Here is a 12075-nt window from a genome sequence, read left to right on the forward strand (position 1 = left end):
TTAAGGCCTTGTAACATGCAACCTGTAACTTGAAATAAGTTTCAGGTTGCAGGAGCCATTTGCATATTTTCTCATTACCTAAACTTGCTCAACACTCCTTCCATCACATTAACAATCTCATCATTGCACAAATTCCCAATACTGCCTTCGTGCACGTGTAGCAACTGTTTTTTATAGTCGAAGGAAAATTCGCCCTTTTCAATCTGGTTACCTACCTGTTTATAGGCTTCGCGGAAAGGAACGCCTTTATTCACCAGCTCGTTCACGGCTTCTACGCTGAACAGGTATTTGTATTTTTCATCATCCAGGATATTGCTTTTTACCGACAGGTTCGAAAGCATTAGCCGGGTCATTTGCAGACAGGCTTTTAATTCTTCAATTGCCGGGAATAATATCTCCTTGGTCAACTGAAGGTCGCGGTGATAACCGGAAGGCAGGTTTGCCAGCAACAACGACAGTTCGTTTGGTACAGCCTGAAGGCGGTTGCATTTGGCGCGGATCAGTTCAAATACATCCGGGTTCTTTTTATGCGGCATAATGCTGCTTCCGGTTGTCAATTCATTTGGGAAAGAAATAAACCCGAAATTCTGGTTGATATACAAGCAGGCATCCATCGCCAGGCGGCCAATGGTGCCGGCAATGCCAGCCAATGCTGTAGCAATTACTTTTTCTGTTTTACCCCGGCTCATTTGAGCATAAACGGAGTTCCAGTTTAATGTTTTAAAACCTAATAATTCTGTAGTGCGTTTTCTGTTTAAAGGGAAAGACGAACCATAGCCAGCGCCGCTGCCTAATGGATTTTTATTGGCAACCTGGTAAGCGGCAGCCAGCAATTCCATATCATCGGTTAAGCTTTCTGCATAAGCGCCCAGCCATAATCCGAATGAAGAAGGCATGGCGATCTGCAGGTGAGTATAACCCGGTAATAAATGGTCCTTGAATTTTTCACCCTGGGCAATCAACAGATCAAAAGATTGCTTTACTTCTTCTTTTACCGCCAGCACTTCTGCCCGCAGAAATAATTTTATATCAACTGCAACCTGGTCGTTCCGGCTGCGGCCGCTATGAATTTTTTTACCGGCATCGCCAATGCGTTGGGTAAGTATAAATTCTACTTGTGAGTGTACATCTTCAATGCCTTCTTCAATCACAAAGCGGCCATGTTCAATATCGGCGGCTATTTCTTCCAGTCCTTTTATGGCTAAATCGGCTTCTTCTTTCGACATTAAACCTACTTCGCCCAGCATGCGTACATGCGCCATGGAACCCTGCACGTCGTATTTAGCGAGCAGAATATCAAATTCTTTATCGCGACCAACGGTGAAAGATTCGACAAGTTGTGATGTGCTGGTGGTTTCTTTGCTCCACAATTTCATAATGAATCAGTTTCCGGTTACTGGTTTCCGGTTGCCGGGCCGGCTACCAGTTTCCAGTCTCCTGTTAATAGGTTTTGTTAATTGAAATCATTGAGATTCGATTCTACCCACTGAACATATTTGTTGATTCTTTTACTTAACAGGTCGTAATCGCTTCTCAATTTATTATATAGCTCAACAATGCTGAGTGAATTTGTTTCAAATAAAAAATCCAGATGCACTATTGTTTCATATCACACTCAGACTGAGAAAATATTAAGAACTTAATAAAATCTGCCTTATAACTTCTACGTCCATATCCCTCTACTATCATTGAGGTAATTGATTTAGAGGAACGCCTTATCTGGCTGCCTTCTTCAAACAATTCATGCTTGGGTAAGGCCATCGTCATTTTATGAATCTCAATAGCTAATCGTTTCGACTCTTTGTAAATCTCTAATTCCCGGTAACTTGACATAATAGAGCGTTTTTTACTAAAATACGCTCTAACCAATAGCATTAACCCTATTCTGTATTTCCCGGTATCTGGCAACCTGTAACCGTATTCTGTATTTCCCGGCAACTGGTACCTGGTAACCGGTAACTAAAGTATTTTTTCCAACAACCTAACATACAACTCAATTCCCTCATAAACCTCATTAACAAAAATATACTCATCCGCCGTATGGCTTCTCGCTGAATCGCCGGGGCCCATTTTTAAAGCCTGAAAAGGCATCAGGGCTTTGTCTGAGGTAGTGGGGGAGCCATAATAGGTCCTTCCCAACGATACCCCCGATTTGATCAGTGGATGGTCCAACGCAATTGAAGTAGAACGCAAACGCGTACTGCGCGGCACTACTTCGCACTGCACATGCTTATGAATAGTTTCAAGTATGTCTTCGAAGGTATACAATTCATTCACGCGCGTATCTACCACAAACTTACATTGAGCGGGTACAACGTTATGCGCTTTATTATCTGTTTCAATTACCGTCACGCTCATCTTAACTGGTCCAAGCAGATCAGATACTTTAGGGAACTGGTACGATTGAAACCATTCAATATCTTTTATGGCTTTGTATATAGCATTCTCGCCTTCATTGCGTGCGGCATGTCCTGCTTTGCCATGAGCGAGGCAGTCAAGCACCATTAAGCCTCTTTCCGCCACAGCCATTTGCATTTGGGTAGGTTCACCTACAATGGCGCAATCAATTTTACCAAGGTGCGGTAATACCAGTTCTATCCCATCTTTCCCGCTGATCTCCTCTTCTGCAGAAGCGGCCAGCACCAGGTTGTATTTCAAATTAGGCTGTTGATTGAAATACAGGAAAGTTGCAATCAAAGCCACCAGCGGACCGCCGGCATCATTGCTGCCAAGTCCGAACAATTTCCCGTCTTTTTCAATTGGGGTAAACGGATCGAGTGTATAGTTCTTATTGGGCTTTACGGTATCGTGGTGCGAATTCAGTAAGATGGTAGGCTTGCTGTCGTCGAAATGCGCGCTGCGGGCATACACGTTATGCTTAACACTTTTTACAGCTACGCCATGCTTTTCGAGGAATGTGGTAAGTATCTCAGCCGTTCTGTCTTCTTCTTTACTAAAGGAAGGCGTGCTGATCAACTGTTTTAATAATTCAATTGCGCTTTGCTGTAGTGTATGTAAATTATCTTTACTCATGTACAATACTTGTTCCTGCCTTGCCGGTAATAAGATCTGTTAATTGTTCTGCTTTGCCAATGATCACTTTTTTTACGCCTTTATTCAGGGCGGCAAAAGCATTATCCAGTTTAGGGATCATACCGGCGAATATTTTTTGTTCTGATTTTAATTGCTGGTAATAGGATGGGTTAATGGAAGATATTACGGTGCTATCGTCATTGGCATCGAGCAGTACACCGCTTTTTTCAAATGAATAGATCAACTGCACATCATACAGGCTGCTCAATGCGTTGGCCACTTCCTGCGCAATGGTATCGGCATTGGTGTTGAGCAATTGCCCTTTTTGATCGTGGGTAATTGGCGCCATAACAACCGACACCTGCTGGTCGAGAATGCTTTTCAGCAAGGTGGTATTGATGGCATCTACATCACCGGCAAAGCCATAATCAATGGTGGGGTGATTTCTTTTATGGGCCAGTATAACGTTGCCGTCGGCACCGCTTAACCCAATGGCATTGCAGTTGTTTGCCTGCAATTGCGCCACAATATTTTTATTGATATAACCGGCGTACACCATCGTTACAACCTTCAGGGTTTCTGCATCGGTAATGCGACGGCCATCGATCATTTGTTGTGGAATGTTCATTTGCTCGGCCAGTTTGGTAGCCAGTTTGCCACCGCCGTGTATAAGGATCTTGTGGCCCTTTACTGCTGCAAAATCTTTTAGAAAAGACGATAATTTCTTTTCATCATCTATAATATTACCGCCAATCTTAACAACATATAATGTGGACACAGCTTGCTTATTTATTTTTTCGATTCTAATATTTCACTGAGAACGGCTTGTGCTGCCCATATGCGGTTGGAGGCTTCCTGGGTAACAATGCTGTTGGGGCCATCCAGTATTTCATCGCTCAATTCAACATTACGCCTAACCGGTAAACAATGCATTACTTTGGCATTATTGGTAGCGGCCAGCTTTTTATTGGTAAGCATCCACTCGGGATCGTTACAATAAATTTTACCGTAATCATTAAAAGTGCTCCAGTTTTTCACATAAACAAAGTCGGCGTCTTTCAATGCTTCATCCTGGTTATGCGTAATGGTAGCGCCTTTGGTGAATTGTTCATGCAGTTCATAATCCTCGGGATGGGTGATCACGAAATCAGCTTTTCCCCAGGCGTTCACCCATTGGGCAAAACTGTTGGCCACACATTGCGGCAGCGCCTTCACGTGCGGCGCCCAGGTAAGCACGATCTTTGGTTTCTTTCCTGAAGGTATGGGAGAAGCATTCAAACTTTCGTTGATGGTAATAATATCTGTTAAGCTTTGCAATGGATGCAGGGTGGCGCTTTCGAGACTTACTACCGGAATGCCTGCATATTTTATGAATTGCTTTATATACAGTTCACTGTAATCGTCTTCGCGATTCTTTAATGAAGGAAAGGTGCGGATGGCCAGAATATCAAAATAGTTACCCATAATGGGGGCAGCGTCCTTCACGTGCTCCACGGTGCTGCCACTCATGATGGCCTCATCTTCAAATTCCAGGGCCCAGCCTTCCTGGCCCACGTTAAATACAATGGGTTCCATGCCCAAATTTTGTGCAGCGATCTGGGTACTCAGGCGGGTTCGCATACTGGGATTCAAAAACAACAAACCAATGCGCTTGCCGGCTCCCAAAGATTTATCTTTAAATGGTGCGGCTTTGTATGCCAGCGCTTTTTTTACCAGTGCATCTATTTGCTGCACATCATATACACTTGTAAAATTTTTCATGCCTGTAGCAGGAAGGAATTTTAAATGATGAAAAATGTATGTAAACTACTGCTGAACGCTAAACGCTTAACGCCTAATGCGAAAGCCAGCGTTCAGCATTTAGCGTTCAGTGTTTAGCTTTTTTATGCTTCAGCACCAACCTGAATTTCTTCTTTTATTGCTTCCAGTAACTGGTCTACATCTTTTTTCCGTAAGGCCAGTGACGGTAATAATCTTATCACATTGGGTTTGGCTTCACCGGTAAATATCTTGTGCTTCCACAGCAGGTTCTTGCGCAGGTCTTTCAACGTTTCAGGTACATCAAAACCGATCATTAACCCCCGGCCACGTACATTTTGTAATTGTGGAATTTTATTCAGTTCATCCATTAAATATTTTCCAACTTCGGCTGCATTCTGAACCAGGTTTTCTTTTTCAATCACTTCAATCACCGCCAATGCTGCTGCGCAAGCCAGGTGATTGCCACCAAATGTAGTTCCCAGCATGCCGTGTTTGGGTTGCAAATGCGGCGCGATGATGATGCCTGCAACAGGGAAGCCATTGCCCATGCCCTTGGCCATGGTGTAGATATCGGCATTTACACCAGCGTAATCGTGCGAAAAGAATTTACCGCTTCTGCCGTAACCACATTGCACGCTGTCGGCAATATAAACTGCTCCATGTTCAGTGCACAACCGCTGGATGGTTTGTAAAAATACCTCGCTGGCTACATTGATGCCGCCCACGCCCTGTATGCCTTCAATGATCACCGATGATATTTCTGATCCCTGTTCTGCGAAGCAGGCTTCGAGCGCTGCTACGTCATTGAAAGGAAGAAAGATCACGTTCGGCGTTTGGTTCACCGGTGCTACAATAGATGGGTTGTCGGTTACAGCAACAGCCAGAGAGGTTCGGCCGTGGAAAGCTTTTTTAAAGGCGACTATTTTCTTGCGACCGTTGTGAAACGATGCCAGTTTTAATGCGTTTTCGTTGGCTTCTGCTCCTGAACTGACCAGGAATAACTGATAGTCGGGTTTGCCGGATAATTTGCCCAGTTTCTCTGCCAGCTCTTCCTGCAAAGGCATTTTAACCGAGTTTGAATAAAAACCGACTTTATTTAATTGAGAGGTTAATCGTTCTACGTAATGCGGATGGGTATGGCCAATAGAAATTACCGCATGACCGCCATACAGGTCAAGGTATTGTTCCCCTTTGTCATCCCATACGTAAGAGCCTTTGGCCTTTTCGATGGCGATGTTGTTGATAGGGTAGACATCGAATAATTTCATAACTCCTGTATTTTGCTTAACGCTTAACGTAAAACGCTTAACGCAAAGCTTATGAACGAATAGATTTTATAAGGTTAATTGTTTTTGCTTTTACTTCGTTAATCTTTTCGTATAACACTGTATAAAGCTCTTTTCGAATAAATCCTAAGTCCTTAGCTAGCAAAAAACAATATTCCGATTCATGGGCCGAACCTAACGAGGTATCCAAAAAATGAACAAAATCTTTATCTGAATTCCTGCCGCATCCTTCAACAATATTGAATGGTATTGAATAAGCGGCTCTTTTCATTTGCCTAAGCAGATCAAATTGTTCATATTTAGGAAAAGAAGGTGCTACTTCTTTATAAACAAACAGAACTAATTCGTGGGATTTCTCCCAAACTTCATACTTTCTATAATCTCTCATACAATGGATTTTGATAATCTCATTGCATCTTTTATCCTCAATCCCCCAACTGTATTTGTTTTCGCGTTTAGCGTTGTGCGTTCCGCGTTTAGCTTACTGGTTAAAAGTAGTTAGCCTTCAATTTTAATCCAGCACGCTCATCAACCCCAAACATTAAATTCATATTCTGTACGGCCTGGCCTGAGGCGCCCTTGGTCAGGTTGTCGATGGCGCTGTGCACTACCAGCTTGGTACCTATTTTTTCCAGTTGAATGATACATTTATTGGTATTCACCACCTGCTTTAAAAAGATCTCTCCTTTGCTCATCACGGTGAATGGATGGTTATGGTAAAAGTCATTGTATAATTCAGAAAGCTGTTCCGCCTTCCAATCGCAATCAACCAGCGAGCTGATGAAAATGCCGCGGGTAAAATCACCGCGCCAGGGAATAAAGCTCAACGCATCGGAGGCTTCCCCCTGGCCCTCTCCGGTGGAGGGGGAAGAAAAAGATGGTTGCAGTTGCTGTAACGACTGGGTGATCTCCTTTAAATGCTGATGCGTTAAGGTTTTATAAGCTTGAATATTATTGGCCCGCCAGGAGAAATGCGAGGTGGCCGATAAACTCTGTCCGGCGCCGGTTGAACCGGTAATGCCGGTGGTGTATACCGAATTCAGTAACCCTGCCTTTGCCAATGGCAACAAGCCTAATTGGATACCAGTGGCAAAACATCCCGGGTTGGCTATGTTTTGTGCGGTTTTAATTTTGCTTTTATTCAGTTCAGGCAATCCATAAATAAATTGCCGATTGCCAATGGATGATTTCGCACTCAACCTGAAGTCTTGTGAAAGATCAATGATCTTTATTTTGTCAGTTACGGTATACTCAGTTAAAAATTTCCGCGCATCGCCATGACCTACACACAGGAACAACACATCAATGCTTCCATCCTGTAAAGGAGAAAGGTCATCGGAGAATTGCAGGTTGGTTTCGCCAATTAAATCGGCATGCACCTGGTGTAAAGGATTGCCGGCATTGCTTTTACTGTTCACAAAAGCAATTTCAACATGGGGGTGATTGATCAGCAACCTGAGTAATTCTCCTCCGGTATATCCGGCGCCCCCTATTATGCCTACTTTTATTTTCTGACTCATAAAACTCAATAGAATTAAAAATTAGAAATGAAGAATGAGGAATGAGAAAGTGGATACACCTCTAAGATGCCTTTACTTTTTAATTTCTCATTTTTAATTTTTCATTTCTCATTTCCCTTTTTCGTTGTCTTCCTTCACCGAGTTCCAAATGGAGGTCTGGTTTCCGAATATTTTGCTGAACCCACGAACATCTTCGCCACTCCAGCCGCTATTCATTTCACCATACTTGCCAAACTTGCTGCTCATAAGGTCATACGATGATTCAATGCCGATCACCTGGAAGCGATAAGGTTGCAGGTGTATAAATACATCGCCGGTTACATGTTGTTGCGAATTTTCGAGGTAAGCTTCGATGTCGCGCATAACCGGGTCCATGATCTGTCCTTCGTGCAACCAGTTTCCATAGAACTGCGCCAGCTGATCTTTCCAGTTAAACTGCCATTTGGTAAGCACATGCTTTTCCAAAGCATGGTGCGCTTTTAAAATAACCATGGGCGCTGCGGCTTCAAAACCAACCCGGCCTTTAATACCAATGATGGTATCGCCTACGTGTATATCTCTTCCTACACCATACGCACCGGCAATGGTTTGCAGGTATTGAATGGCTTCGGTAGGATGACTAAATGCTTTATCGTTGATCTTTTTCAGTTCACCTTTTTCAAAGCTGAGCTTAACTTCTTCACTGCCTGTTTTGGTAACCTGCGTTGGCCAGGCTTCTTCGGGCAACATGCCTTTTGATGATAATGTTTCTTTACCACCGACACTGGTTCCCCACAAACCTTTATTGATAGAGTATACTGCTTTGGCAAAGTTCATGTTCACGCCTTTGCCTTTCAGGTAATCAATTTCTGCTTCACGGCTCAGCTTCAGGTCGCGGATGGGAGTAATGATCTCAACACCTGGGATCAAAATGTGAAAGATCATATCAAAACGAACCTGGTCGTTACCGGCGCCGGTGCTGCCATGCGCTACGGCATCGGCCTTTAATTTTTGTACGTGCTCTGCAATGTGCAGGGCCTGGCTCAACCGTTCGGCGCTCACACTTAACGGGTAGGTGTTATTTTTTAACACGTTTCCGTAAATAAGGTATTTGATGATACGATCGTAATATCCTTGTATGGCATTAACTGTTGTATGTGTTTTAACTCCCAGTTTATAGGCGTGCTCTTCAATTTTTTTCAATTCTTCATCGCTAAAACCACCGGTATTTACAATAATGCTATGCACTTCGTAGCCCTGGTCTTCGCCCAGGTATTTTACACAAAATGTAGTGTCTAAACCACCGCTAAAACCGAGAACAACTTTCTTTGCCATCTTCGCAGAAATTGTTTTTAGAAATTAAAAAAGTAGTGAAAAAAAGATTTGATCTTGCCGGCGCCGCCACCCTGGGAGTCTTTAGTTCCGCTATTGGAGTCTTTATCGTCCTTAAAGAAAGGCTTCAGCAATTTCCATTGTTTTATACGTAACATTCGTTCAAACACACTCTTCTTCTCCTCAAAAAACTCTTTGGTTTCCTGCGGCTCATAATGATCTTTCGGATCATACAGCATGGCAGTGCACAAACAGTTTTTCCGTTCCTTGCTCATGAGAATGTCGTAGTTCACACAGCTTTTACAGCCGGCCCAGAACGCTTCGTCCTGGGTAAGCTCCGAATAAGTAACAGGTTCATAACCCAGATCGCTGTTGATCTTCATCACTGCCAGTCCGGTAGTAAGGCCGAATATTTTTGAGTCAGGGAATGTCAGTCGGCTCAGTTCGAAGATCTTTTTCTTAATAGCTTTTGCCAGTCCGCCTTTACGAAAGGCAGGTGCAACAATCAATCCTGAGTTGGCTACATATTCGCCATGGCTCCAGGTTTCGATATAGCAAAAGCCGGCCCAGATGCCGTCCTGGTTGAAGGCGATCACGGCTTTTCCCTCACGCATTTTCTGTTGTATATATTCGGGCGATCGTTTGGCTATACCGGTTCCCCGGGCTTTGGCCGATGAAGCCATTTCATCGCATATGATCTGTGCAAAGCTGAGGTGTGATTCGTTAGCTACAATAACCTGAAATTGATGTTGGGTTTCCATTTTTTGAAACAAGGCTAAATGTGAAAAATGCAACGACTTAAAACATTGTGCCGGGAATCATGGCTTGCTGGAACATAAGCCATTCCGGTAACTACAGAGCATGCTGTATGGTACAGTAAGTATCAACGTCGCACCCTTACGGGGATAGGTTGGAAGAAAAAAACCGTACGGAGCCGTACAGGAAAAACCCCACGCACTATAGTAATCACGCTTTGCGCGACTACATCAGCGAGTATTATGGTGAGATTTTTTTGCATTTTAATGGGTATGCGTTTGATTCAATGAATTTGTCACCGCAAAGAAAAACACTTTTTTGAAATGATTGGGGATTTTTCGTGTAAAATTTTAGCTAATTCCCCAAATAATGATGAATTATGGGTGATGGCGGTTGGCTAAGCTACCGTTACCCGCAATTGCTTACGGGTTTGTAGGTAATAACGATCAGTGAACAAATCATTTATCAGAAAGTTCATTACTAAACGATCCTGCTGGGCACAGAATGAATGGCTGCACTCATTTCCTTTATTAATGAAGCGTCTTTCTCAATGGCATTGCCAATTACGATCATATCGGCACCGGCTTTACAATTGCGGTATGCTTTCTCCGGATCGGTAATACCACCGCCAATTACCAGCGGCACTTCAATGATCTGCGCCACTTTCTCTATCATGCTTTCGGTGATAGGACGTTTGGCGCCGCTGCCGGCATCCATGTAAATCAGCTTCATGCCCAACATTTCACCAGCCATGGCAGTACACATCGCAATTTCATTTTTGTCGGCGGGGATAGGCGCTGCATTGCTGATATAGGAAACAGTAGTAGGAGCGCCACCGTCAATGACCATGTACCCGGTAGAAATGATCTCTAACCGGCTTTGTTTTACAAACGGGGCAGATATAACATGCTGGCCGATCAGCAGCTCCGCATTGCGACCTGAAATAAGCGAGAGATAAAGCAATGCATCGGCATATGGGGTAATTTGCGAAGGACTTCCCGGAAACAGGATCACCGGAATATCGCAATTCTTCTTTATTTGTTGAACCACTTCATCCAGGCTGTTGGTGACCACCAGGCTGCCGCCCACTAGCAAGTAATCGACCCGTGCTTCTGTGGCCAATGCAGTTAATTCATCAATTTTTTCTACCGTAACCTTGTCTGGGTCAATCAGTACTGCAAATGACTTCTGTCCTTTTTCCTTATGTTGCAGTAGCGATTGATAAATGCGATTCGTCATGCTGGGCTATTGGTGACTACAAAAATGCAAAAAGTTTTCCAAAGCGGCCATAAGGTACTAAAACTTTTGCCATTTATTGTTATTCAGATCATTACAATCTGCTAAAAGCCGTTACCTGTAGTATATTTTCCCGGGTATTCCGGTTGCTGGCATCCTTAACAACCCGTAACATGTACGATAACTCAAGGTCAAGTTTCCGGTTAAAACGGTATCCGGTAGCCACCAGGCTCCGGTTCTGATCGAATACTTTACCATTTACATACCGCTGGCCACTAATATTGAAAAAGAATTCGTTTTGCAAGATCAAATACATGCCTTTTTCAAAGTCGTTTGTAGTGGAAACCAACGGAATCTGCTCTCTTATCTGGTATCGTAACCGGTTGGCAAAAGAAGTTCCGGTTCTCTTAAGGGAATTATTTGCCTGTTCCAGCCTGGGCAGAAACCGGTTTTCGAGGCGTAACCGGTGTCGCATTTGGGTTCTATGTTGATGCAAACGGGAGCCTATATTCACAGGATGGGTAAACCATACCTGTTCCAATGCCTGATGTTCAACAGCATACCCGGTAATACCACTGATAGTACGGCGATTGTCAATAAGGCAATAACCACCACCCAGGCTCCACCGGTTGCTAAATTGTATAAAAGCGCCGGTGCGAAATAAGAATGTCTGCAACTGTTGTCTTTTTGGATCTGTTCTTACACTGGCCTCCAATTGATAAATGACCTTGCGGGTAAATGCTATCTGGTTGTTGGTGGTAGCCCAGCCTGACAATGCCACCTGGGAACGGGAACAATAGCCAGTTATCATTCCAACCATCATCAGTATTAATTGTTTATAAAAAGACATTCATGCAAAGAAAAAGAACAATTACCTAATGGTCGTTTGTAAGGGGAAGAATGGGTTACCTGTTACCAGGTACCAGTTGCCAGGACTTGAATTATTGCAGCTTGATTAAAGGCGGGTATTCCGCATTAAGGGCCCGGTACCAGGAAACCGTTAACTGGTAACTGCTTGATAATTTTTCTGAATGACGTGTAGTTCAGAAGCTTAATAGATACATTTTTTTTTGATAATAACCTAAAAAAAGTAATCAACATTGCACCGTATTCTGTGCAAAAATCAAGTAAGTCACACCCAGCTTGAGCTATAGTAATTTCAACATCCTTTT

The 12075-nt window shown here is 43.4% G+C and carries 12 protein-coding genes; all 12 read right to left on the reverse strand.

All coding sequences use genetic code 11. From position 1 onward, the window contains the following. Positions 1-74: 74 nt before the first annotated feature. The 12 genes from argH to FAM09_RS20260 all read right to left on the reverse strand — a co-directional run bounded on the left by argH (position 75) and on the right by FAM09_RS20260 (position 11726). Positions 75-1376, reverse strand: a complete 1302-nt coding sequence (gene argH, locus FAM09_RS20205; RefSeq protein ID WP_136578945.1) for an argininosuccinate lyase — start codon at positions 1374-1376, stop codon at positions 75-77. A 220-nt stretch (positions 1377-1596) separates the two neighbouring features. Further along, positions 1597-1875, reverse strand: coding sequence for a four helix bundle protein (locus FAM09_RS31495; RefSeq protein ID WP_317130693.1), 279 nt, complete (start codon positions 1873-1875; stop codon positions 1597-1599). Between the two features lie 84 nt (positions 1876-1959). Then, a complete protein-coding gene (locus FAM09_RS20215; RefSeq protein ID WP_136578946.1) occupies positions 1960-3033 on the reverse strand; it encodes a M20 family metallo-hydrolase in 1074 nt (357 codons plus the stop codon). Continuing rightward, entirely contained in the window at positions 3026-3811 is a 786-nt protein-coding gene (gene argB, locus FAM09_RS20220; protein WP_136578947.1) for an acetylglutamate kinase, read from the reverse strand. The genes FAM09_RS20215 and argB overlap by 8 nt, the downstream gene beginning before the upstream one ends. A gap of 11 nt (positions 3812-3822) precedes the next feature. Then, the gene (locus tag FAM09_RS20225; RefSeq protein WP_136578948.1) at positions 3823-4794 is read right to left on the reverse strand and encodes a Rossmann-fold NAD(P)-binding domain-containing protein; all 972 of its coding nucleotides are present in this window, start codon (positions 4792-4794) and stop codon (positions 3823-3825) included. 122 nt (positions 4795-4916) lie between these two features. Further along, positions 4917-6062: an aspartate aminotransferase family protein gene (locus FAM09_RS20230; RefSeq protein ID WP_136578949.1), complete on the reverse strand. Its 1146-nt coding sequence runs from the start codon at positions 6060-6062 to the stop codon at positions 4917-4919. Between the two features lie 49 nt (positions 6063-6111). Then, positions 6112-6468 (reverse strand): four helix bundle protein, encoded by a 357-nt coding sequence (locus tag FAM09_RS20235; protein WP_136578950.1) that lies wholly within the window; start codon positions 6466-6468, stop codon positions 6112-6114. Positions 6469-6568: 100 nt separating this feature from the next. Next, complete coding sequence (gene argC / locus FAM09_RS20240) at positions 6569-7600, reverse strand: N-acetyl-gamma-glutamyl-phosphate reductase (RefSeq protein WP_136578951.1); 1032 nt, start codon at positions 7598-7600, stop codon at positions 6569-6571. A gap of 108 nt (positions 7601-7708) precedes the next feature. After that, positions 7709-8914: an argininosuccinate synthase gene (locus FAM09_RS20245; RefSeq protein ID WP_136578952.1), complete on the reverse strand. Its 1206-nt coding sequence runs from the start codon at positions 8912-8914 to the stop codon at positions 7709-7711. A 17-nt stretch (positions 8915-8931) separates the two neighbouring features. Beyond that, a complete protein-coding gene (locus FAM09_RS20250; RefSeq protein WP_136578953.1) occupies positions 8932-9672 on the reverse strand; it encodes a GNAT family N-acetyltransferase in 741 nt (246 codons plus the stop codon). 475 nt (positions 9673-10147) lie between these two features. Further along, positions 10148-10906, reverse strand: a complete 759-nt coding sequence (locus FAM09_RS20255) for a geranylgeranylglyceryl/heptaprenylglyceryl phosphate synthase (protein WP_136578954.1) — start codon at positions 10904-10906, stop codon at positions 10148-10150. A gap of 91 nt (positions 10907-10997) precedes the next feature. Next, a complete protein-coding gene (locus FAM09_RS20260) occupies positions 10998-11726 on the reverse strand; it encodes a DUF2490 domain-containing protein (RefSeq protein ID WP_166437209.1) in 729 nt (242 codons plus the stop codon). Positions 11727-12075: the final 349 nt, after the last annotated feature.

The organism is Niastella caeni (assembly GCF_004834005.1).
Lineage (GTDB): Bacteria > Bacteroidota > Bacteroidia > Chitinophagales > Chitinophagaceae > Niastella > Niastella caeni.

Bases quoted from the DNA above. Each gene is read 5' to 3' on its own strand.
- FAM09_RS20215 (WP_136578946.1), bottom strand. From the start codon at position 3,033: ATGAGTAAAGATAATTTACATACACTACAGCAAAGCGCAATTGAATTA.
- FAM09_RS20250 (WP_136578953.1), bottom strand. From the start codon at position 9,672: ATGGAAACCCAACATCAATTTCAGGTTATTGTAGCTAACGAATCACAC.
- FAM09_RS20245 (WP_136578952.1), bottom strand. From the start codon at position 8,914: ATGGCAAAGAAAGTTGTTCTCGGTTTTAGCGGTGGTTTAGACACTACA.
- argH (WP_136578945.1), bottom strand. From the start codon at position 1,376: ATGAAATTGTGGAGCAAAGAAACCACCAGCACATCACAACTTGTCGAA.
- FAM09_RS20230 (WP_136578949.1), bottom strand. From the start codon at position 6,062: ATGAAATTATTCGATGTCTACCCTATCAACAACATCGCCATCGAAAAG.
- argC (WP_136578951.1), bottom strand. From the start codon at position 7,600: ATGAGTCAGAAAATAAAAGTAGGCATAATAGGGGGCGCCGGATATACC.
- FAM09_RS20260 (WP_166437209.1), bottom strand. From the start codon at position 11,726: ATGATGGTTGGAATGATAACTGGCTATTGTTCCCGTTCCCAGGTGGCA.
- FAM09_RS31495 (WP_317130693.1), bottom strand. From the start codon at position 1,875: ATGCTATTGGTTAGAGCGTATTTTAGTAAAAAACGCTCTATTATGTCA.
- FAM09_RS20235 (WP_136578950.1), bottom strand. From the start codon at position 6,468: ATGAGAGATTATAGAAAGTATGAAGTTTGGGAGAAATCCCACGAATTA.
- FAM09_RS20225 (WP_136578948.1), bottom strand. From the start codon at position 4,794: ATGAAAAATTTTACAAGTGTATATGATGTGCAGCAAATAGATGCACTG.
- FAM09_RS20255 (WP_136578954.1), bottom strand. From the start codon at position 10,906: ATGACGAATCGCATTTATCAATCGCTACTGCAACATAAGGAAAAAGGA.